The organism is Streptomyces sp. NPDC051907, from assembly GCF_040681075.1.
In the GTDB taxonomy this organism is placed as follows: Bacteria; Actinomycetota; Actinomycetes; order Streptomycetales; family Streptomycetaceae; genus Streptomyces.
In genome coordinates, this window is record NZ_JBFAYB010000001.1 from 101,860 (window position 1) to 125,107 (window position 23,248).

At 70.4% G+C, this 23,248-nt stretch carries 9 protein-coding genes and 1 pseudogene; 3 read left to right on the top strand and 7 right to left on the bottom strand.

Features of this window, described 5'->3' with window-relative positions; all coding sequences use genetic code 11:
• The first annotated feature begins 108 nt into the window (after positions 1-108).
• The 3 genes from AB0M39_RS00440 to AB0M39_RS00450 all read left to right on the top strand — a co-directional run bounded on the left by AB0M39_RS00440 (position 109) and on the right by AB0M39_RS00450 (position 4,027).
• Complete coding sequence (locus tag AB0M39_RS00440; protein ID WP_365358504.1) at positions 109-1,023, top strand: TetR/AcrR family transcriptional regulator C-terminal domain-containing protein; 915 nt, start codon at positions 109-111, stop codon at positions 1,021-1,023.
• A gap of 234 nt (positions 1,024-1,257) precedes the next feature.
• Complete coding sequence (locus tag AB0M39_RS00445) at positions 1,258-3,294, top strand: M4 family metallopeptidase (protein ID WP_365358506.1); 2,037 nt, start codon at positions 1,258-1,260, stop codon at positions 3,292-3,294.
• Positions 3,295-3,364: 70 nt separating this feature from the next.
• Positions 3,365-4,027 carry a response regulator transcription factor gene (locus tag AB0M39_RS00450; RefSeq protein WP_365358508.1) on the top strand — a complete coding sequence of 221 codons (663 nt, stop codon included), beginning with the start codon at positions 3,365-3,367 and terminating at the stop codon, positions 4,025-4,027.
• A 229-nt stretch (positions 4,028-4,256) separates the two neighbouring features.
• Here the strand turns inward: AB0M39_RS00450 and AB0M39_RS00455 are convergent, their stop codons facing one another.
• The 7 genes and pseudogenes from AB0M39_RS00455 to AB0M39_RS00485 all read right to left on the bottom strand — a co-directional run bounded on the left by AB0M39_RS00455 (position 4,257) and on the right by AB0M39_RS00485 (position 23,088).
• On the bottom strand, positions 4,257-4,661 hold the full coding sequence (locus AB0M39_RS00455; RefSeq protein ID WP_365358510.1) for a hypothetical protein: 405 nt from the start codon (positions 4,659-4,661) through the stop codon (positions 4,257-4,259).
• A gap of 324 nt (positions 4,662-4,985) precedes the next feature.
• Positions 4,986-11,601: pseudogene (locus tag AB0M39_RS00460) on the bottom strand (polymorphic toxin-type HINT domain-containing protein); the annotation flags it as partial.
• Positions 11,602-11,715: 114 nt separating this feature from the next.
• Positions 11,716-15,399, bottom strand: a complete 3,684-nt coding sequence (locus AB0M39_RS00465) for a LamG domain-containing protein (protein ID WP_365358512.1) — start codon at positions 15,397-15,399, stop codon at positions 11,716-11,718.
• 503 nt (positions 15,400-15,902) lie between these two features.
• A complete protein-coding gene (locus AB0M39_RS00470) occupies positions 15,903-18,563 on the bottom strand; it encodes a glycosyltransferase family 1 protein (RefSeq protein WP_365358514.1) in 2,661 nt (886 codons plus the stop codon).
• Between the two features lie 139 nt (positions 18,564-18,702).
• Positions 18,703-19,986 (bottom strand): FAD-dependent monooxygenase, encoded by a 1,284-nt coding sequence (locus AB0M39_RS00475; RefSeq protein WP_365358516.1) that lies wholly within the window; start codon positions 19,984-19,986, stop codon positions 18,703-18,705.
• A 21-nt stretch (positions 19,987-20,007) separates the two neighbouring features.
• Positions 20,008-21,129 carry a monodechloroaminopyrrolnitrin synthase PrnB family protein gene (locus tag AB0M39_RS00480; RefSeq protein WP_365358518.1) on the bottom strand — a complete coding sequence of 374 codons (1,122 nt, stop codon included), beginning with the start codon at positions 21,127-21,129 and terminating at the stop codon, positions 20,008-20,010.
• 90 nt (positions 21,130-21,219) lie between these two features.
• Complete coding sequence (locus AB0M39_RS00485; protein WP_365358520.1) at positions 21,220-23,088, bottom strand: MFS transporter; 1,869 nt, start codon at positions 23,086-23,088, stop codon at positions 21,220-21,222.
• Between the last annotated feature and the right edge of the window lie 160 nt (positions 23,089-23,248).

Here is a 23,248-nt window from a genome sequence, read left to right on the forward strand (position 1 = left end):
CGCAAACAACCTCCTAGCACACCCTAGTGCACTACACCGGCGGGGAGTTGATACTCCCAGCTCATCGGGGCGTACGACGTCATCCGCGTACTAGTACACTCGCGCCGCATGCAGACCGAGCCGCCCTACCTCCGCATCGCCTCCGAGCTCCGCCTGCGCATCGCCGACGGCGAGCTGTCCCCCGGCGACCGCGTCCCCTCCACACGGGCCATCACCCAGCAGTGGGGCGTCGCCATGGCCACCGCCACCAAAGCGCTCGCGGTCCTGCGCCGGGAGGGGCTCGTGCGCGCCGTCCCCGGCGTGGGCACGGTCGTCGTCGGGACGCGCGCTCAGCCGCGGCGGACCGCCTCCCCCGCGCCGGGCCTCACGCGCGAGCGCATCGTCCGCGCCGCCGTGGAGATCGCGGACGCCGAGGGCCTTGCCGCCCTCTCCATGCGCCGCATCGCGACCGCTCTGTCCACCTCCACCATGGCGCTGTACCGCCATGTCCCCGGCAAGGCGGAGCTGATCCGGCTGATGACCGACGCCGCATGCGGCGAGAAGCCGCTGGGTCCGGTTCCGGCCGACTGGCGCACCGGGCTGGAGCAGGCCGCGCGGTGGCTGCGGGATGTGTGCACCCGCCATCCGTGGCTCGCCATGGCGATGGCCTCGATCACGCGCCCGGTCTACTCGCCGAACGCGATGCGGTACACCGAGTGGGTGCTGTGCGCCCTCCGGGGCACCGGTCTGACGCCTTTTCAGTTGATCCACGTCCATCTCACGCTCTTCGCGTACGTCCAGGCGATCGCGATGGCAGCCGAGCTGGAGACCCAGGCGGAGCAGGACACCGGCATCTCGGACGACGAGTGGATGGCGCGGAACGAGCCACACTTCGAGGCGATCGTCGGGGGCGGCAATCTACCCCTCCTCAGTACGCTGTTCACCGAGGGCGGGTTCGATCTGGACCTCGAAACGCTCTTCGAGTTCGGGCTCAGACGAACTCTCGACGGCGTCGCGGTGATGATCGACGAAACGTCCGCTTAACGAACACGACCATTCGGGCAGCGGACGAATTCCGGCCAACTTATTGACGCGCTCCTGACAGATGGCACTGAGTGCTGCCACTCTTCCCCCGATCCACGCTCACACGCTCGGGCATCGCTCACACGCTCGAAGCGTGCTGCTCCAACAAGCTCCGCATGCACTGACTCGCTCCGCATGCTCTGCCCGGCCGGCCCCACCCAGCCGACCGGTACCCCCCTCGCAGAAGGAGTTCGCGTGAGACCCACGCCTCGCCGGCGCACCACCGCGACCGGAGCTCTTATAGCCACCGCTGCACTCATCGCGGTCGGATTCCAGACGGGCACTTCCGCAGCCGAGACGACGGCGGCCCCGGGCGCGGCCTCCGCCGCGTCGGCCGCGGCGCAGGGCGCCGACCCCGGCGCGCTGCCGAAGTCCCTCAGCCCCGCCCAGCGCGCCGAGCTGATCCGCAAGGCCACCGCCACCACCGCCGCCACGGCCAAGGAACTGGGCCTCACCGCCCAGGAGAAGCTCGTCGTCCGCGATGTCACGCAGGACCGCGACGGCACCACGCACACCCGCTACGAGCGCACCTACGACGGCCTGCCCGTCCTGGGCGGCGACCTCGTGGTCGCCGAGAGCACGTCGGGCGCGACCGAGTCGGTCGTCAAGGCGGCCGCCGCGACGCTGAAGAACATCGACACCTCCGCCGAGGTCGCCCCCTCCGTCGCCGAGAAGCAGGCGCTGGGCGCGGCGAAGGCCGAGGGGTCCACCAAGTCCAAGGCCGACCGCGCGCCGCGCAAGGTGGTCTGGCTGGGCACGGGCACGCCGACGCTCGCGTACGAGACCGTCGTCGGCGGACTCCAGCACGACGGCACGCCGAACGAGCTGCACGTCATCACCGACGCGGCCACCGGCAAGAAGCTCTTCGAGCGCCAGGCGGTCGAGACCGGCACCGGCAACACGCAGTACAGCGGGCAGGTCACGCTCGGCACGGCCCCCTCGTACACGCTGACCGACACCGCCCGCGGCAACCACAAGACGAACAACCTCAACCGCGGCACCTCGGGCTCCGGCACCCTCTTCTCGGGCCCGGACGACACCTGGGGCGACGGCACTCCGCAGAACGCCGAGACCGCCGGCGCGGACGCGCACTACGGCGCCGCTCTGACGTGGGACTACTACAAGAACGTGCACGGCCGCAGCGGCATCCGCGGCGACGGCGTGGGCGCGTACTCCCGGGTCCACTACGGCAACAACTACGTCAACGCGTTCTGGCAGGACAGCTGCTTCTGCATGACGTACGGCGACGGCGCGGGCAACGCCAAGCCGCTCACCTCGATCGACGTCGCGGCGCACGAGATGACGCACGGCGTCACCGCCAACACCGCGGGTCTGATCTACAGCGGCGAGTCCGGCGGCCTGAACGAGGCGACCTCCGACATCTTCGCGGCGGCCGTCGAGTTCCACGCCAACAACGCCCAGGACGTCGGCGACTACCTGGTCGGCGAGAAGATCGACATCCGCGGCAACGGCACCCCGCTGCGCTACATGGACAAGCCGAGCAAGGACGGCTCGTCCAAGGACGCGTGGTACGCGGGCATCGGCAACATCGACGTCCACTACTCCTCCGGCCCGGCGAACCACTGGTTCTACCTGGCCTCCGAGGGCAGCGGCGCCAAGACGGTCAACGGGGTCAACTACGACTCGCCGACCTCCGACGGTCTGCCGGTGACCGGCATCGGCCGTGAGAAGGCCGCGCTGATCTGGTTCAAGGCGCTGACCACGAAGTTCAACTCCCGTACCGACTACGCCGGAGCGCGCGCGGGCACGATCGCGGTCGCGACGGAGCTGTACGGAGCGAACAGCACCGAGGTCAAGAACGTGACCCACGCCTGGGCCGGCATCAACGTCGGCGCCCGTCCCGGCGGCGGCGACCCCGACCCCGGCGGCGTGTTCGAGAACACGACGGACGTCGCCATCCCGGACAACGGCGCGTCGGTCACCTCCTCGATCAACGTCACCGGCCGCCCGGGCAACGCGTCCGCGGCTCTCAAGGTCGGCGTGGACATCATCCACACCTGGCGCGGCGACCTGGTCATCGACCTGCTGGCGCCGGACGGGACCGCGTACCGCCTGAAGAGCGCGAGCGGCAGCGACTCCGCGGACAACGTCCAGACGACGTACACCGTCAACGCCTCCAGCGAGGTGGCGAACGGCACGTGGAAGCTGAAGGTCACGGATGTGGCGGCGTATGACGTCGGCTACATCAACAGCTTCAAGCTCACCTTCTGATCGCACACAGTGAGCCAGGAGCCGCCCGGGCGCGCCATGCGCCCGGGCGGCTCCGCCGTATCGTGACGGCATGATCAGGGTGCTGCTGGCCGACGACGAAGCCATGATCCGTGCGGGAGTGCGGGCGATCCTCTCCGCCGACCCGGACGTCGAGGTCGTCGCCGAGGCGGGCGACGGACGCGAGGCGGTCGACCTGTCCCTGAGGCACCGCCCGGACGTGGCGCTGCTCGACATCCGGATGCCCCGCCTCGACGGACTCGGCGCCGCGGAGGAACTGCGCACGGCCGCCCCCGGGACGGCGGTCGCCATCCTCACCACCTTCTCCGAGGACGCGTACATCGCCCGCGCACTGGGCTCCGGCGCCACCGGCTTCCTGCTCAAGTCCGGCGACCCGCACGAACTGCTCGCGGGGGTACGGGCGGTGTCGCAGGGCGCGGCGTTCCTCTCCCCCGTGATCGCCCGCCGCGTGATCGCACAGCTGGGCACGGGCCGGCTGTCACGCTCCGCCGAGGCGACGGACCGACTCCAGCCGCTGACCGCCCGCGAGCGCGAGGTGGTCTCCCTGGTCGGCACGGGCCTGTCGAACGCGGAGATCGCGGCGGAGCTGTTCGTCGTCGAGGGCACGGTAAAGGCCCACGTCAGCACGGTCCTGGCCCGCCTGGGCCTCAAGAACCGGGTCCAACTGGCGATCCTGGCGTACGAGGCGGGGCTGGTGGGGCGGGGAGAGGAGTGAGAGGGCGGGCCGGTTGACGGGCTCGATCAAGCGAGCGAGTCCGTGGGCGACGTGCCTCCTAGGGTCTTGCTCGATCTTCTTCGCCAACCGGCGCGTGACGGGCATCCAAGCCCGCTGACGCTGGCGTCAACTACTGCCGCCGGCGATCCGTCGGCCCCACCGGAGAAAAATCCTCTGGGGTCGACGAATAAGACGACTTCGCTTCAGCACCAGTCGCACCCAAGCTGTTTCATGACCTCGGGTTCGCATCGCTATCGATGGCTACAACCAGCGATCCCGACCCTTTAGCCAGATAATCATGCCCTGGAAAGTAGTCCACATGAAAGTGGTCATCCTGACTCGCTTGCAGGGCAAATCCTTCGATATTCTCAGAAAGGAGAGAAAGAAGTTCCAGACCACCTTGAATCTCTAGAGATTCACTGTCTCCGGATGAAGAAATCATGATCTTCCCGCTCGCTTGCCGATATTTGATCCGCGACAGGGACCGACTGTACGGAGATGGATTTGAGACTCTCTCCAGGAGAACTTCCCCCTCCCCGATCCTGAGCTCCCGCGCCAAGGCCACCAGATCAGACCGAGTCCCCGACAACTCCATTTCCCCGGTCGCATCACCGCGCAAGACCTTCAACATCACGCCTCCGAAAATGGCCTACGGCCAGTAGTCGCCGGGCCGAATCGTGGATGGATCGACAGCAGTGTGCGGATCCTTGAGTGGGCCACTTGTAACCGTCTTCCCGTTGACCTGGGTTTCCAGGTTCAAGTGCGGACTCAGTTTCTGCACGTGAGGGCTGTTGGGGTTCACATCGAACCTTGCGATCTTCCTGACCACATTACCGGCCTCATCCGTCGTAGCGCTCATGAACTGGACTCCACCACTACCGGATCGCACCACCGTTGCGTTGTCGCCAACGTGTGCAACAGCACGGTTAACGGCCTCTTCCATCGAGATACCACAGTTGCTGTTGTGAACGAGTATCGGAGTCGCACCAGCGAGCACATAGTACGTGTGCAATTCATCGACGGTGAAGTTGTATGTCCTCGCCCGCTTGGTGAATGCATGATTACCCGACACGATCACGGTGTCGCCGTCATCCGTGCGGAGGGTCATACCCGGTTCGAGGTCGCCCGCTTCTACCCAGCGTCGTTCTGAAGGCGACCAGAACGGATGCTCGTAGGTTGCTGTGAGCTCTTCAATGCCCTCATTCGTGGCGATGGACAGCGTGTTGAAGCGCTTGTCGTCCTCCGTGACGATGAGGCGGGTGACCTCCCGCGGGCCGGTCTCACCTGTCTCCGGATCTGTTGCCAAGACTCTGTCGCCGAGTTTGACGTCCTCGATGTCCTTGGTCGTACCGTCCCCCATGAGGACATCGGTACCTGCTAGGAAGCACTTCCCACAGCCTCCCGGCCGACCTCCGCGTACTCCGTAGGCAGCCGCAATGAGGCCCGGAAGGGCGTCAAGGATTTCTTGAGTTGTTTCGTATCCGCCCGCTTCATCTGCGCAGCGTTCCGCATGAGTGAGGCAGTAGGTTGCGGCAATCTCCTTGGCCTCAGCAACGTCTCCTGTTTCTAGCAGGTGTCGGTACGCCTCACGACATCCCGCACGCCCGTAGCACGCCAGGGCCGTCCTGTCTCCGTCGCCGACACTGGCTTCCCAATAGGAGCCTCCATCGACCCTGTAGTAAGACATCCACATCTGAGTCAAGCGAGATTCGTCATTGGTCCGCGGGAGGAGGCCGAGCAGCGTGTCCGCATACGTCTTACCGCCACCGCCACCGCCGCCCCCTCCGGAGGCAGTCCCGCCGCTGCTCCGCTTATCGACATACTTGGAGCTGTAGTGGTTCTCGGGCTGCGCCTTCTTCCCCGCGTCCCCGCCATTCGTCGGCATGCAGCGGCCGTTGCCCGGGTCGACGCAGAGTCCCGTGGGGTCAGATGCCGACGTGGGATTCTGGTTCGCGTAGCTGTAGCCGTTCATCGACTGGTGCTGCCCAGGCATCAGGACCGGGTCGACGCTGATGAACTGGCCGATGACGGGGTCGTACTCACGTGCGCCGATGTGAGTGAGACCCGTGGTCTCGTCCTTCGTCTTGCCGAGGAAGCCCTTGTCGTCCGGCCAGGCGCCGGGCGGCGTGCCGCGCTCGGCGCCGAAGGGGCTCATGTGGCGCTTGGCGAGGGTCTGTGCGCTGTCCGCGGTGATGGCGAGGCTCTGCGTGCCGTGGTGGTCGCCCGCGAGGAAGGAGATCTTCGTCGTGCCGGTCTCGGTGCTTCGCACGGCCACCGTCAGGTCGCCCGCGCCATAGGTGCGCTGACCCCACGTCGATCCGTCGGTGCGGCGATGCAGTTCGGTCGTTCCCGTGTACAGGACGCGCTCGCCGTCGGCTCTGTTCCGGATCAGCAGGGCGCCGTCGGCGTCGTACACATAGTCGGTCGACTTGCCGGACTCGGTGAGCTTGGACAGCTGGCCCTCCGCAGACCAGGCCAGGTCCTGTGCCGCGCTCTTGCCGGGGCGCTTGGTGGTGTTGCCGGTCTTGTCGTAGCCGTAGTCGCGCTTGGGATCCGCCGTGGTGCACTCGGCGTTGACTCGGGTCCCCGTCAGGGTGTGCGGCTGGCTGTCCTTGTAGCAGTAGTCCGTCTTGGTGTCGCCGCCGGCCTTGTGGGTCGTCTCGCTGGTGCGCTGGCCCGCCGTGTTGTAGCTGTACGACGTCCAGTACGGGGCCGGACCGGACAGGCTCTCCCCGCTGCGGGCGTCCCCGCACTTCTGGGAGGCAGGGGTCCAGGCTTCGGTCAGACGGCGGTGGCCGTCGTAGGCGAAGCACTGGGTCTCCGGGCTGCTCGTGCCCCCGAGGTTCGTGGGGTCGGCGATGGAGGTGACGTTGCCCGCCTGGTCGAAGGCGTAGTTGAGGTCTTGCAGCATGTACGGGTGGGTGTCGTCCGTGACCGAGCTGCGGGCGAGGCGGCCGGTGCCCTCCTCATAGCGGTTGGTGACGTAGCTCCTCTTGAATTCCGCGCCGCTGCTCGTGCCCAGAGTGAGTTGCAGGGCCTGGCCGAGCGCGGAGTAGTCCGTGTCGAGGAGGTAGCCGGTGGAGCCGCCGATCGAGGTGACCAGGCCTTGTCCGTTGTACTCGTACTCGACGACTTCGGACGGGAGGCCGCCGACGGCCGGTTCCTTGACGTTCTGCAGGGTGCCGTCGACGTTGTAGTAGCTGGTGTACTCCAGCGTCGAGGGCGTGCCGGCCTGGACCAGAGGGTCGTTGGCGGGAAGCTCGAGCTTCGTGGCGACGGGGCGGGAGAGGCTGTCGTACGCGGTGACTGCCTTGGTGTAGGCCTGGCCGGACTTGCCGCCTGCATAGCGCGTCGAAGCGGCGGGCAGCCCCTTGAGCACGGTGTCGTACGTGCGCGCGGTGAGCAGGTTGGCGTCGGTCTGGGCGCCTGCCCAGGTCTCCGTGGGCCGCCCCAGCTTGTCGTACGCCATGAGGACGGACTGTCCGCGTTCGTCGGTCGCCTTGACCGCCTGGTCGAGCGCGTTGAACTCGGTCGTGGACTTGCCCCTGTCCGGATCGGTCGCCGTCGTCCTGCGGCCGAACAGGTCGTAGCCGTAGGTCCACTTCGTCTTGTCGGGCCCGGTGATCGACGTCTGCCGGTCGTCGAGCCTGTAGGCGTACTGCGTGGAGGTGTACGGCGAGCCCAGGCCGCCGCCGAAGTCGGCGTCGGCAGGGCTGGCGCCGGCATACTCTCGGGCCTCGATCGTGCGGCCTCGGGCGTCGACGACGGCGCGCGTCGCCGAGCCGCCCTCGAGTGCGGTGCTGGCCGTGGAGTCGCCGGTGTAGGTCGAGCTGGTGGACCACTTCTTGACGCCGCCCACGAAGAGAGTGCTCGACGTCGGGCGTCCAGCGCCGTCGAAGACGGTCGTCGTCTCCTTGGGCGCCGTGCCGTTCTCGACACGGGCGTAGGCGCCCTTCGGCGCCGTTCTGGCGTCGAAGATGTCCGCGTGCGTCTCGTAGGCGAGGCCGCGGGTGTCGTACCGGGTGTCGGTGAGCAGCCGGCCGCCCTGCGGGGTGGGCGATTGAGTCTGCAGGGGCCGCAGCAGCGCGTCGTAGAGGGCGTAGGTGGTGTTGTAGGTGGCGCCGTCCTTCTTGAGGGTCGACGCGGCGACCGAGGACGGCTCCGTGTTCCTCAAGTCATAGGCGAACGTGCTGTTGGGGCTCTGGCTGCCGCGGGTGCGGTTGGGGAGCCACACATCGGTCATGCGTCCGAGCGCGTCATAGGCGAGCTCGGTCTTCTTCGTGTTGACGTCGTAGACGCGCAGCGGCTGGCCGCGCCGCGGGTCGAGGAAGCGAGTGGTCTTGTAGGCCTTGGCGTCGGTGGTCACCGTCTTCGTCAGCGGGCCCGCGTCGGCCGGGGTGTAGGCGGTGGACGCGGTGTTGCCGCCGGCGTCGGTGACGCTGCGAGGACGACCGAGGGCGTCGTAGTCGTTCGTGGTGAGCCTCTGCCAGGTGACGGCGCCGTCGGCGCCGTACGCCTTGGCGCGCCCGGTCCAGGTCGCCAGGCCCGCCTTCGGCGTCATCCCCGGCGACCAGGTCGCTCCGTCGTACGCGATGGCGGTGTCGGAGAGCACGTCTCCGCCGCGTGAGGAGTCGGCCGGCAGGTCGAGCTGGGCATCGCTCACCGAGCAGGGCTTGGCGACCGTACGGGTGCGGGAGGACAGGCTGGTGATCCCCGCTCCGGGGTCGCGGGCGTACCAGTTGACCGTGCAGGTCTCGTCGCCGTTTTTCGCCTTGTCGCCCTGGTCCTCAACCGTCCGCGGCATGCCGAAGTCGTCGAACGCGGTGTCCACCACCCTCGACCGCCAGGACTTGGCAGCGGTCAGGTAGGTGTAGGTGGCGGACTTCTCGGTACGGACGAAGCGGGCGACGTGGTCTCCCGCGTCCGGGGCGCTCTGGCGGCCGGTCTCCTTCGACCACGGGTCGTGCGCGGTGACGGTGATCGGCGTGGATCCGTTGTACGTGACCTTCTGGCGCAGCTGACCGCTGTTCTGGTCGCTGTCGGTGATGGGGGCTATGCCGACGTCCGGTTCGGACAGCGGCGCCAGGGTCACCGAACGGGTGCTGCCGTCCTTCTTCTTGTCGCCGTCCAGGCCCTGCGAGTAGAGGGAGACGCTCTTGGAGCGTGTCCTGTCCTTGGCGCCGCTGTAGACGGTGACCTGCCGATAGCCGCGCCAGTCGGACCAGGTCCGCTCGTCCTTCGGCGTGAAGGCGTCGTCGCTGTAGTGCCAGCCCGCGCCGCTGTACGCGTACTCGTGCTCGACCCCCTCGTTGTGCCCAGCGGGATCGGATGCGAGGACGGCGAGCACCCGGTACTTGTGGAACCAGTCGACGGAGGCGTTCTCACTGCCGTTGACGTGCCAGTACTGCGGGTAGCAGGAGCGGGTGTTGGAATCCTCCGGCGCGCCTATGACCTCGCTGCGGACGCACTCCGGAGAGGACATCGTCACCGTGGTGATGGCGCCGGTCTCCGAGGTGACCTTGGAGATGCGGGGTCGCGTCAGCGGGAGGATGTCGTCGGTGCCGTCCACCCGGTTCGGGCGCATCTGGTAGGTGAACGAGACCGGGTTCAGCGTCACCTGCGGACTGGCCGTCTTGCCCCAGCGCTTGATCGACTTCAGGGCCAGCACCTGGTCGGAGGTGTCTCGGATGTCGCCGCCGTCCAGGTACTCCTGCCCCAGCTCCCAGGCGTCGACCTGGTCGTAGGCGCTGCTCGTGGCGTTGTAGGAGGAGGTGTCGAGGTGGGTGAGCCGCTTACGGGAGAAGAACGCCGGGCCGACCGCGTCGCACTCCTTGTCGCCGTCAGAGCAGATGGCGTCGAAGGGGACGTCCGGCCACCTCTCGGCGGTGTCCTTGGTCAGCGACGAGCAGTCCGAGACCGTGCAGCGCTCGGCGTACCCGAAGGTGACCTTCGCGTCGGCGGCATCGGTGAACAACGCACCCTTGCGCAGTCCGTACTTGATCTCCTTCAGATGGCCGCCGCGGGTGTACGACGCGTTGGCCGTCTCGGACTTGTTCTTCTTGTAGTGGTTCGTCTCCTTGGCGTACCAGTACGTGGCGGCGTTGCCGGAGGTGTCCTCGACGTAGTCGACGTTCCACCGCCACGCCTGCGTCTTCGATCGCTCCGCGAACGATTCGCCTGCGGAGTATCCCGGCTCACCTGAGTCGTCGCCGAAGACCGGCACCGTCCAGGTGGAGTTGGTCCGCTGGTCCTTGGCGCCGTCGAGCTTGTCCAGACCGAAGACGTACTTGGAGCCGTCGCTGGTCACGACGGTCCAGTGCTCGCCGTCGTCGTCGCCGTTGTCCGCGTCCTTCGACCGCGTCACGAGCGTGGCGTCGTCCGTCGCCAGCTTCCAGCGGTTCTCCCCGACCTTCACCAGCTGGTTCGACTTGCCGTTCAGGACCAGACGCGCGTTGTCGTACTTCCAGCACTGGTCGAAGACGTCCTTGTGCCCGTCCTCGTCACACGGCCCGTAGGCGCGCTCGATGTACGACTCGGACAGGGAGAAGCCCTCGCCCACCGCGGTGCCCTGGTTGTTCGTGGTGGCGGTACGGCCGTCGACGCTCCCCGAGTCGTACGACAACGAGAGACTCGGCTCCGGGCCGGCTGCCGCGGGCGGCACGGAGAAGCCGTAGGACCAGGTGAAGGCGCCGGAGCTGCCGCCCGCCTCCCACGACGAGGACTCCGACAGCTCGGTCGCCGAGTAGTCGCCCGCGCCCTTGGGCGACTGGCCGGATCCCGCGCCGGCTGCCGTGACTGCCACAACCGTGGCGCTGGCAGCAGTGCCGCTGTCGGCCAGCTGCGCGGACACGCCGCCCTCGGCCTGGGCCAGCGTCACCTGAGCGGAGACGGAATGCCCTGCGAGGTCGTTGGCGGACTTCAGCGGAGTCTGCCGACGGCACTCGGCCTTCTGTGGCGTTGTCAGTACGCAGGCAGGCAGCTGCACCATGCGCAGCCGCTGGGACCAGCCGCCGCCGACGGCCGAGGCGAAGCCGCTGTAGTCGACGCTGACCGCGGCCGCGCCGGGAGCGTCCGCCTCGGCGGTCAGCAGCACGCCTGTCAGACCGGCCCTGTCCGCGGCCTTCTGGTCCAGCACGGTGATCCGGGCCCCCGTGCCGGCCGCCTTGGTCTGCTTCGTCGCACGCGTTGCTGACCGTCACCGGAAGGCCGCCCGGCGATGCCTTGCCGGTCTTCCCTTCGGGGAGCTTCACCGTCGCCGTGCCCGGCTTGGGCCAGGCGCCCTTCTGCTCCGCCCTGGCCCGCCGGGCCTGGGCCGCGTTGACTGCGGCGTCTCTGGCGACCTCCGCCCTGGCCTTGTCCGCGCCCAGCCCTTCGACGGTCTTGACCTTGCTCACGGGCTGCTGGGGCAGATCAGGGCGGCCGAGCCCGCCGGGCTCGTCCGCCGCCTCTGCCACCGGCGCCACCGCGAGCGACGCGATCAAGGCCAATGCCAGTGACTGCAGGAGCAGTCGGCTGTCCAAGCGCCGGGCCACGTCCCGTCGCCGTCGTCTTGAGGTGCCTCTGCCAAAAGCCATCTGCTCCGCCCCACCCAGTTCCGCAAAGAGAGAAGTCCACGAAGGTCATATGTGCCGCCGCGCGCGACGGCGGTGCAGGCGGCGACGCCCGGCCGCCGCCCGCACTCAGGGCTGTCAGTCGCCCACGCTGGTCTCGATCTGCGCCCCGCCGGCCATGGCGCCCGCCCACAGCCGCACATCGGAGATCCGGGCCGGCAGGTAGTGCTTCCAGCTCCCCGAGGTGAGGCCCCGGCCGATGGCGAAGTCCCCCGAGCCCGCCTTGGCGGTGAACGCTCGAGCATCGCCGTTCTGGTTCTGGCCCAGATACAGGCTGATCGTCCCGGCCTGGGCGTCGAAGACGCCGCTCAGGCGGACCGGGCTGTCCAGCGCCGCCACTTCGTCCGAGGCGACGGAGGAGAACGTTCCGTCGGCGTTCAGCCGGCCGAAGTGCCAGAGCCCCACCGGCACCGTTCTCTCTTCGCCCGTGTCCTCGTCCAGCACCGTGTTCTTGCCCGTGAGCTGGAACCAGAGTCCCCAGGCGGAGCCGTCGGCCGTGCGCTGGCCGAGCACCTGCCCGGTGTAGCCGACGTCCTTGCTCAGGAGCTTGGCGCCGTCCAACGCGACCAGCGTGGTCGCGGTGAACGAGCCCGTGTCGTCCACCAGAGGACCGGCGACCGCGGCCACGTCGTCGACGCCGTCCAGGACGATGTCCTCGCCGTTCAGCGAGGCGCCGCCGACGAGCGTCAGGCTCTTGCCGTATCCGGACGTGGTGTCGGCGACGGTCGTGCCGCTTCCACGTGATGCGGACCAGTCCGCCACCAGCTCCGTGCCCGCGAAGTTCTTCGACGTCATCAGCCGCGCCTCGTCCGCGATCTCCTTCTCCGTCAGCGCGCGCTGCCACACCGCCGCCTCGTCGACCGAGCCGTGCATGTAGTCCCTGTAGCCGTCGGCGTGCATCACCCGGCCGATCTGCAACGGCCCGCTCGCGGACCACGGCGTACCCCAGTCGGCCGCTGCCTGGAACTGGCCGTTGAGGTAGAAGCTGACCTTCTTCTGCGTCGCGTCGTGAACGCCTGCCACGTGAGTCCAGACACCGCGCGGCGAGGGCTGCTTGGCCTTGGCCTCATGGAAGGCGCCCTCGGCGGTGAGCATCCGCATACTCCAGGTATTGGAGCCTCTGCCGTCGTAGGAGAGGTACAGCGGGCTGTACTGCTGGGAGAAGGGGCTGGTCGCTCCGGCCGTCTGACTCAGTACCGTCAGCGTCTGCGTCGCGTTCGGATCGACTCGCACCCATGCCGAGACGGTGTAAGACGACTTCGTCTCCAGCACGGGGCCGCTGGTGGCGGCGTACGCGGTGCTGCCGTCGAGTGAGAGGCCCTTGTCGGTCACCGGCGTTTCGAGGATGTCGTCTTCGGCGTCGCGCGTTATCAGGCCACGGCGCCCGCGGTCGTCGCGGACGGCGTTCCCGGCGAGGGCGCCGTCGTGCCGGGTGGTTCCGGCGGTGGCGGAGTCGACCGCAGCCCCCTCGGCCTCGTTGAAGTGCCACCTGGCGATCGGGCCGTCGCCCGCTGCGACCAGGAAGTGCACCGCCGCCTCTTGGCCCGGTCGCCCCAGACTGTCGTAGGCCCGTACGTGCACGCTCTGCGTCCCAGAACGCTGGGGAGTGATGGGCGCCGACACCTTCGATCCGCTGACGGCGGCCGACCAGGCGCCCCCGGTCAGCCTGTACTGGTACGAGACGACATTGCTGTCGCCCGCTGCCGGAGCGAAGGAGAAGGTCGCCTTCTGACCGGGGCCGCCGTGCGGGACGCAGTCGTTGGCCGTGCACGCGGTGTACGGGGCGCCGATGGCGATCTGGGGCGGGTTGGGTCGCGTCGGGTCGACCTTGAAGTAGCACCAGCCGGACGTCGAGGCGTTCGAGGGGCCGGGCAGGTGGCTTCGGCCGCCGTTGTAGTACGAGCGCGTCCACGACCGGTAGCGGTACAGCGTCCCCTCAGTGAGCTTCTGCGAGTCCGCGACGGTCTTGGTGAGCTTGGTGTTGTCCGCGACATAGCCGGTGGTCGGCGACTCCATGTCGGCGACGGCGCTCGACCAGGTTCCGTTGGACGCCTTCTTGTCCAAAGCCATCGCGACCCGCAGCTGCGCGTCCTTCTCGCCGCCCGCGGCGGTCTGGGCGGTAGCCGTCAGCGCCGGAGTGGTGTCGGACACGACAGCGGGATCCGATTCGCTCGTGTCGCACACCACGCCGGAGCCCGTCAGCAGACCGATGGCGGTGGGCTTGGCCGGCAGGCCGACGAAGTCCACGGCGAGGACCGCGTCGTTCTTGAACCGCTTCCACGCCGAGGGGTCGGACTCGTCGTTCGCCCGGATCTCCAGGGTGAGGCGGGAGAACTTGCCCGCCGCGAAGTCCCGCACCGTCGGAGTGAGGTTCTCGTTCGGCTCGTCCGGAAGGTTGTCGTGGAACTCGATCGGGGCATCCGGCGAGTCCGGGTCGCACAGCGAGCCGCGGCCCGCCGACACGTGCCGGTCGCCCATCCAGTCCAGTTCCTTGGGGCGGGACGACCAGGTGGTGGCGGAGGAGATGTTGTTCGTGCGGACGAGATCCACCCAGCGCGGGTCGCACTGGAACGCCCAGGGTTCCGTCACACGGAACGTGGCGTCGAGGACCTTCTTGCCCTTCAGGCTGGCCGGCGAGAACTCGAAGTACAGCCGCTGGACGTAGCCCGCACCGCAGTAGTAGCCGTTCCAGCTACCGCACTTGCCGGCGCCCATGCCCCGGCCGTCGTCGCCGTTGCCCCAGCCATAGGACTCGTACCCGTCCGAGCGCAGCAGTGTGCGCTCGGACTCTCCCCAGGTGACGGTCGGGTCGATGAACACAGGGAACGCGGCGGTGTCCGTGGCGGTCAGCATGTCGGCGTCCGGCACCACCGACAGAGTGCTCTCCGTCAGCTTGACGTCCATGCGGGTCACTTTGTCGCCCTGGCCCGGCTCGAGCCCCGAGCCGGACGCGGCCTTCTCGGATTCGTCCCCCGCGACCGGCGGCGCGTCGGCAGCCGCCGCCGCGGGGCGGGCCTTCTGGGTCTTGGGCGCCTGCAGGTCTGCCTTGCCCGCCGAGTTCCACATCTGCGCGGGCGGCGCGCGGAAGACGGTGTGTCCGTCGCCGTCCACCGCCGCGAGACTGCCGGCCGCGCCTTCGCGGACCGACAGACCCTTGGCCTTCAGACCGAAGTCGAGCTTCTTCAGCTCCGGCAGGGCCGCCGCGGCGCGGGACTTGACCACGAGGACGTGCTGGAAGCTCTCGGCCGTCGCGGTCACCTTCAAGTCGACGTCCGCGAGCACATCCCGGTACAGGGCGCTAGGGCCGTCGAGCTCCGGCGCCGGCAGCTTCCCCAGCCAGCTCAGCTCCAGCGAGCGTCCTCGCTCGGCGATCCGCACCAGCGGGTCCTTCTCGCCTCCGCCGGAGAACGTCATCTCCACGGCCGCGGCCTTCGGGCCGACGGAGCCGTCGGCCCGGCGTACCAGTTCCGGGTCGGGAGCCTGCCAGCCGCCGTCCGGCTTGGACACCCGGACCGGGACGGCCGACTCCTCCAGCGTGAAGGTGTAGCCGTCGGGGTTGGCGAACACCGTCGTCTGCTCCGACCGCTCCCCCGTGACCTCCACCCGCTGTCCCGATGCGACAGCCCGCGCCAGCGCCTCCTGCCCCTCTGACAACGGTGCGGAGTCCGCCGCCGGAGCAGCCGGCTGCACGGCCGCCGCCGGCAGCGTCAGCGCCGACAGCACGGCCACGAACGCAGTCGTGACCGCAGCTCCACGACGCATGCGGGCATGCGTCCGCAGACGCCCCCACGAAAACTCCACAGTCCCCACCCCAGAGTCATCAGATCTTCACAAGCGCGGGGTGAGTCAACGGTGCCTCGACTACGGGGTCAAGGAAGATTTCTGCGAATGACTGAAAAGTAGACGTCGTTCTGAGCAGCCGACATACAGGAACGCCCCAGCACGCGCACGCCCCCGCCCCAGCTCCCACCCCGCCGTACCGCGCGGGGCGGGCGCACACAAAGGCCGGTTCACGCCACCCAGTTCGGGTTCCCCCATCCGTCAGCGTCTCCCCGCCCACGAACAGGTTGTTCGAGTCCGCCGGGCGCTGTTGGGCGAGTCAGGCGCTGGGTGTTCGATATCGGGATGCCCAACGGTATGCATATGGGGGCGCCCCTCGTTCCACGTACACAATCGGCGCGAGCACGAACGCGCCATCGAGCGTGGCACTGAGAGGCACCCCCAGAGCTCGTCAGGACTCTCGTCCTGACCGACTCATCGGCCGTCTACCGCATCAGCACACCCGCCCCCTCCCCCGTCGCCTCCGTCGGGAGCGCGACCAGGCCCAGGTCCGCGCTCGCCGCGAGGAGGCGGTGGGCGGGGAGCATGCGCACCGTGTAGCCGAACGGGCCCGTGCGGTCCAGCGCGAGCGGGCCCTCGTAGACCCAGCGGCCCTCCAGGTCCGGGCCGCCCGCCGGCTTCAGGGGGAAGGTCTGGGCGTCGCGGATCGCGTCGCCGGCGTCGACCCGGCCCGCGACCGCCTGCACCTCCACGTCCTCCGGCTGGAGTCCGCCGAGGCCGACGCGGACCCGCAGGTCCAGGGTCGTGCCCAGTTCGGCCGTGCCGCCCGACGCCGGGGAGTGGTCCAGGGCCTCCACATGGTCGACGGCGACATGCGGCCAGGCCGAGCGCACCCGGGACTTCCAGTCGGCCAGCTCCCGCGCCGTCGCCGCGTCCAGCGAGCGATGCGCCTGGGCGGCGGGGGCGTACAGCCGCTCCACGTACTCCCGCACCATGCGTCCCGCGAGCACCTTCGGGCCCAGCGTGGCCAGCGTCCGGCGGACCATCTCGATCCAGCGGCCGGGCAGTCCGTCGCCGCCCCGGTCGTAGAAGCGCGGCGCCACCCGCTCCTCGATCAGCTCGTACAGCGCCGCCGCCTCCAGCTCGTCGCGACGGTCCTCGTCGGTGGCCGAGCCGTCGGCCGTCGGGATGGCCCAGCCGAAGTCGGGCTCGAACCACTCGTCCCACCAGCCGTCCAGGACGGACAGGTTGAGACAGCCGTTCAGCGCCGCCTTCATCCCGCTCGTCCCGCACGCCTCCAGCGGGCGCAGCGGATTGTTCAGCCAGACGTCGCAGCCCGGATAGAGCTTCTGCGCCATCGCCATGCCGTAGTCGGGCAGGAACACGATCCGGTGCCGCACCCGGGGGTCGTCGGCGAACCGCACCAGCTCCTGCACCAGGCGCTTGCCGCCGTCGTCCGCCGGATGCGCCTTGCCCGCCACGACGATCTGGACGGGCCTGGTCGGATGCAGCAGCATCTCCATCAGCCGGTCGCGGTCGCGCAGCATCAGCGTGAGCCGTTTGTACGAGGGGACCCTGCGGGCGAACCCGATGGTGAGCACGTCCGGGTCGAGCACCCCGTCGATCCAGCCCAGCTCGGCCGCGCCGGCGCCGCGCTGGCGCCAGGAGGCGTGCAGCCGGCCCCGGACCTCGTGGACCAGCTGCTCGCGCAGGGTGCGCCGCAGCTCCCAGACGTCGGCGTCGGGGATGTCGGCGACGGCGTCCCAGCGTTCGGAGCCGCCGACGGACAGGGCGTCCTCGGCGCGGGCCGCGCCGATCTGGCGGACGCCGAGCCGGTACACCTCGGGGGCCACCCAGGTCGGGGCGTGCACGCCGTTGGTGACGGAGGTGATCGGCACCTCCTCGGGGTCGAAGCCCGGCCACAGCCCGGCGAACATGCCGCGGCTGACCGCGCCGTGCAGCAGGGAGACGCCGTTGGCGCGCTGGGCGAGCCGCAGGCCCATCACCGCCATGTTGAAGAGGTTGGGCTCGCCGCCCGGGTAGGTCTCCATGCCGAGCCGGAGCACCCGGTCGACCGGGACGCCGGGCAGCTCGCCGCTCTCGCCGAAGTGGCGGGCGACCAGCTCGCGGTCGAAGCGGTCGATGCCGGCGGGCACCGGGGTGTGGGTGGTGAACACGGTCCCGGCCCGCACGGCCTCCAGGGCCGCGTCGAACTCCAGGCCGTGCTCGCCCAGTTCCCGGATGCGCTCCAGCCCCAGGAAGCCGGCGTGGCCCTCGTTGGTGTGGAACACCTCCGGCTCGGCGTGGCCGGTCACCCGGCAGTACGCGCGCACGGCGCGCACGCCTCCGATGCCCAGCAGCATCTCCTGGAGCAGCCGGTGCTCGCTGCCGCCGCCGTACAGCCGGTCGGTGACGTCGCGCTCGCCGGGGCCGTTCTCCTCGACGTCCGAGTCGAGCATCAAGAGCGGCACCCGGCCGACCTGCGCGACCCAGATGTGCGCGTGCAGACTGCGCCCGCCGGGCAGGGCGAGGCTGACCCGGCTGGGCGTTCCGTCGGGCTCCCGCAGCAGGCTGAGGGGCAGTTCGTTGGGGTCCAGCAGGGGATAGTGCTCCTGCTGCCAGCCCTCGCGGGAGAGGGACTGGCGGAAGTAGCCGTGGCGGTAGAGCAGCCCGACGCCGATCAGGGGCACGCCGAGGTCGCTCGCGGATTTGAGGTGGTCGCCGGCGAGGATGCCGAGACCGCCGGAGTACTGGGGAAGCGCGGCGGTGACGCCGAACTCCGGGGAGAAGTAGGCGACCGCGGCCGGGAAGCGGGGCTCGGCGGGGACGGCGTCCCCGTGGAGCCCGCTCTGCGCCTGGTACCACCTGCGTCCGTGCAGATAGTCGTCCAGGTCGTCGGCCACGGCGGTGAGTCTGCGCAGAAAGCGCCGGTCGCCCGCGAGCTCCTTCAGCCGGCCGGCGGACACGGCTCCGAGGAGCCGCACGGGATCGCGGCCCGCGGCCTGCCATCCCTCGGGGTCGACGGCCTGAAAGAGGTCACGGGTCTCGGTATGCCAGGACCAGCGCAGATTGCGCGCCAGATCGCTGAGCGGGCGGAGCGGTTCGGGGAGGACGGGGCGGACGGTGAATCGACGAATGGCCTTCACAGGTCCCACCTTCGCAGGGGATGTACGCATCCGAGGGGACGCACGACGGTGTGCGTCTCTCCGTCACCCACGACGGTAGTAGCAGCCCTGCCCTCCCAACCACGGCGCGCGGCCGTTCGGCGGGCGCTCGCCGGGGCACTCAGCGGGGCGAACGCACCGGCACGTCGTACGGCGACCCCAGGTTGACGGTCTTCGGGTCGAACGCCCCCTTCTCGGCGTACCATGCCGCGATCTCGGCGCGCTCCGCCGCCGGGATCACCTTCTCGACGTCGGCGAATCCGCCGGGGGCCCGCCGGTGGGCGATGTCGATGACGACCTCGGGGCCCAGGCGCCGGTTGGCCTGCTGGAGTTCGGTCATGGCGGGCCTGCGGTCGGCCTCGTAGACGGCGAGCGCCTCGGCCGGGTCGGGGTGCAGCGCCATCGCGTGGGCCAGCGCGCGGCCGTCGACGATGGACTGGGTCGCGCCGTTGGAGCCGATCGGGTACATGGCGTGGGCCGCGTCGCCGATCAGGGTCGTACGGCCGCAGGTCCAGCGCTCCAGCGGCTCGCGGTCGACCATGGGGTACTCGAACGCCGTGTCGGCGGCGGCGAGCACCTCCGGGACGCTGACGCCGTCGAACTCCCAGCCCTCGTAGTGGTGCAGGAACTTCGCCAGCGGGACCTCGCGGTTCCAGTCACCGCGCGTAGCGTCGGCGAGGGAGGCGGCGGGCATCGCGAGCGCCCAGTTCACCAGCACCTCGCCCGAGGCGTCCGGCTCCGTCATCGGGTAGACGACGGCCTTGCGCCGGTCGTCGCCCGCGACGAGCATGAACGTCCCGGCGCGGTCGGCGGCCATCCGGGAGACGCCGCGCCATACGAGCATGCCGTTCCACGGCGGCTCGCCCTCGCCGGGGTTGAGGGCCGCGCGGACCGCCGAGCGGATGCCGTCCGCGCCGATCAGGACGTCCGGCTCCAGCGACGCGTGACTGCGGCGCTCGCCGTCGCGGTGCTCCAGCTGCACCCGCGGGCGGCCGCCGGGCAGCGCCTCGACGCAGGTGACGCGTACGCCGCCGACCAGCGCGCCCGGGCCGAGCCGCCGGCGGACGGCGTCGGCGAGGGTCAGCTGGAGGTGGGCGCGGGGCACGGAGAGCTGCGGCCAGTGGTATCCGGCCCCCAGGCCCCGCGGCTCCCGGGAGATCAGGCCTCCGCCGCGGTGGTAGTAGCGCAGCTCGCGGGTGCACACGGCGCCCGCCTCGAGTCGGTCGAGCAGTCCGAGCGCGTCGAGTTCGCGCACCGCGTTGGGCATGATGTTCAGCCCGGCGCCGACGGGGTCGATCTCGCGGGCGGTCTCGACGACCGTGATCTTCTCGAAGCCGGCGCGGTGCAGGGCGAGCGCCGCGGTGAGGCCGGCGATTCCGCCGCCGGCGATCATGATGTGGCTCATGGGGACGGACTCCTCGGAGAGTCAGGCGGCGGGGGTGCTCCGCCGTTCGACGGACTGGCGCACGAGCGTCTCGTTGTCGCGGGTCAGGTCGAGCACCGAGCGCAGCAGTTCGACCGGGGCGCCGCCGCTGCCGACGTCGTACAGCCGCACCTCCTCGCTGTACGCCTTGCGGGCGATGGTCATATGGCGGGCGCGGAAGGTCTTGAGGACGCGCAGCACCCGGGCGAGCGCGTGCGCGGAGGCGGCCAGCGCGGCGGGCAGCCGGTCTACGGCCTCCCAGCTGACGGCCGCGGAGAGCTTGGAGACGGCGGAGACCGAGCCGCGGTGCGCGGCGTGGTAGGCGCGCCAGGACGGGAGGCTGTACTCGACGGACTCGTCGAGGAAGGCGTCGTAGCGCTCGTTGCCGCGGTCGCACTGCCACAGCGTCAGATCGACCAGCCAGAGCGGGACCTGGGCGGCGGCCGGGCCGAGGTAGTCGCGGCCGGCTATGGCGATCTCCTCGAAGTAGAAGCGCATCTCCTGCGCGAAGAAGACCGGGGAGACGTTGGCGACGGTGAAGTCGATGGAGTCGACCATGGACTGGACGTGCTGGGCGGTGCGGTCGAGCGCGAGGGCGAAGCCGGGGTCGTACGGCTCGAGGCGGGCGACCTCCGCGCAGGTGTCGAGGGAGGCGACCAGGCTGGGGAAGACCATGCGGACCGCGTCCTGGAGGCTGGCCTCCATCGCGTCGCCGGTGTACATGCGCTGGCGGGCGCCGACGGGGTTCCAGGTGGTGTAGTGGTGCACGGTGTCCCGCGGGACCATGTCGGTGCGGCGGCCCAGCTCCTGAAGGACCGGCAGGGCCTCGGGGGCGACGGCCAGGGGCTGGACGCCGTGGCGTTTGAGGGAGCCGAGGAGCATCCCGAGGTCGCGCATCGCCGCCAGCGCGTCGACCACTCCAAGCCCGGCGACCCGGTCGGGGCCGGGGACCAGGGCGCGCAGCGCGACGGTGAGCGCGGCCGTGTCGGCGGCGTCGTTCATCGCGGGGAGTGCGGCCAGCAGGACGTCGGCGCCGAGCGGATCCGCCGCGCGTATCTCGGCGATCCGGTAGCGCGGCTCGCTGTGCACATCGAGACCGGGCGCGACAAGGTCGTACAAGGTCAACGGAATGCCCCCCTCGGGCAACATGGGTTCACTGGTGGGATGCGGAGCGGCGGGCGTCGCGGATCCGCGGGACGCCTCGGCCGCCCCCGGTCACTCCACGGCGTCGGGCGTCCGGTCCTGGCGTGGCGGCGCCATGGCGGGCGCGGGCAGCCGCAGGGAGAGGAGTGCGGCCAGGGCGGCGAAGGCGGACCCGGCCAGCAGTGCGTTGCGGAAGCCGGCGGTCTGGGCGGCGGCGGTGGCGGTCGGCCCCGAGGCGGCTGCGGCGACGGCCACGAGGACGGCGAGGCCGAGCACCGAGCCGAACTGCTGGCTGGTGTTGATCAGTCCGGAGGCGAGGCCGGTCTCCTCGGGGGCGGCCTCGGCGGTCGCGGCCACGTTGGTGGTGATCATGACAATTGGGAGGGCGACGCCGAGGACCAGGCTGGGAGCGAGGACGGTGGAGAAGAAGGTTCCCTCGGCGGAGAGCGCGAGCGCCAGCCAGACCATGCCGGCGAACAGCAGCCCGAAGCCGAGCGTCATGGCGCTGCCCAGCCCGAGCCGGAAGATGAGGCGGCCGGTCTGCGGCGCGACGGCGACCACGACCAGCGACAGAGGCAGCAGGCCGAGGCCCCCGGTCAGCGGAGACTGGTCGAGGACCCTCTGGAGGTAGAGGCTGACCAGGAAGAACATCGGGAACAGCGCCATCTGGGCGAGTGCGCTGAGGATGTTGGCGTCGCGCAGGGCGGGCCGGCGCAGCACGGCGGGCGGCACCAGCGGGCGGGCGATCTTCGACTCCAGCAGCGCGAAGGCGGCGAGCAGCACGAGTCCGGCGCCGCCCGCGGCGAGGGTGCGCCCGGAGGTCCAGCCGGCCTCGCCGGCGCCGACGAGGGCGTACGCGACGAGGCCGAGGCCGCCGGTCGCGGTGAGCGCGCCGAAGAGGTCGAAGCCGCGTACGCCGTTGCCGCCGCCGCCCTTCAGCAGGCGCAGCGCTCCCCCGGCGAGCAGCAGCGCGCCGGCGACGTTGAGCCAGAACGTGGAGCGCCATCCGAGCAGATCGGTCAGCACACCGCCGAGGACGGTGCCGAGCACCCCGCCGAGCCCGCCCATGGCGGCGAACACGCCGAGCGCCTTGTGCCGTCCGGGGCCGTCCGGGAACAGGCCCAGCAGCAGGGCGAACGCCGCCGCCGCGGCGAGGGCCGCGCCCACGCCCTGCACCGCGCGGGCGGCGACCAGCAGTCCGGCGCCGTCGGCGACCGCGCCGGCCGCGGAGGCGGCGGCGAGCAGGCCGAGTCCGGTGAGGAACACCCGCCGGTGCCCGAAGAGATCGGCGGTACGGCCGCCGAGGAGGAGCAGCCCGCCGAAGGCGATGAGGTACGCGTTGGCGACCCAGGACAGCCCCGCGGAGCCGGAGCCGAGGTCCTCGCCGATGGACGGCAGGGCGACGTTGACGATGGCGGTGTCGAGGATCAGCAGCAGCTGAGTGGCGGCGAGCAGCGCGAGGGCGCGGGGCGGGGGTTCGGCTGGCGGCGGGGGCGAGGTGGTCGGTTGCTTGTCGGCGCGCGGCTGCTCGTCGACGCGCGGCCGGGGTACGGCCGCCGGCCGGGGCGCGGCGCCCGGCTGCTCGTCGGTGCCCGGCCGGTGCTTCGCCCCCGCCAGGGGCTCGGCATCTGCCCGGGGCTCAGCACCCGGCTGCCCCACCGCCCCCGCCCGGGGTTCGGCCGGCGGCCGGTGCTCCGTGCCCGGCTGGCGCTCGGCGCCCGGCTGCTTCTTGGCACCCGGCCGCCGTCGCTCAGCGCCCAGTTGCTTGTCGCCGCATGGCTGGGCTTCGGCCAGCGGCCGGTGCTCAGCCGACGGCCGCTTCTCCGCCCCCGCCCGGGGCTCGGTGCCCGGCTGGCCCTCCGCGCCCCGCCGTCGCTCGGCGCCCGGCGGCCGGTGCTCGGTGCCCAACTGCTTGTCGGTGCCCGGCCGGCACTCCGCCATGCCCGGCTGCCCATCCGCCCCCGCCCCCGCCCCCGCCCCGGGCACCACCCCCCGCTGCCCCTCCGCACCATCCCCGGACGACCTCCGCGGCCGGACCGTCGGCCGGACCCGCGTCGACGGCCGGTCGGGGGCGAAGGCGTCCCCCCGGTCCTCGGGCGAA

Excerpts from the sequence above, each read along its gene's own strand:
- AB0M39_RS00440 (WP_365358504.1), top strand. The coding sequence starts at position 109 with ATGCAGACCGAGCCGCCCTACCTCCGCATCGCCTCCGAGCTCCGCCTG.
- AB0M39_RS00450 (WP_365358508.1), top strand. The coding sequence starts at position 3,365 with ATGATCAGGGTGCTGCTGGCCGACGACGAAGCCATGATCCGTGCGGGA.
- AB0M39_RS00465 (WP_365358512.1), bottom strand. The coding sequence starts at position 15,399 with ATGCGTCGTGGAGCTGCGGTCACGACTGCGTTCGTGGCCGTGCTGTCG.
- AB0M39_RS00475 (WP_365358516.1), bottom strand. The coding sequence starts at position 19,986 with ATGAGCCACATCATGATCGCCGGCGGCGGAATCGCCGGCCTCACCGCG.
- AB0M39_RS00485 (WP_365358520.1), bottom strand. The coding sequence starts at position 23,088 with ATGGCGGAGTGCCGGCCGGGCACCGACAAGCAGTTGGGCACCGAGCAC.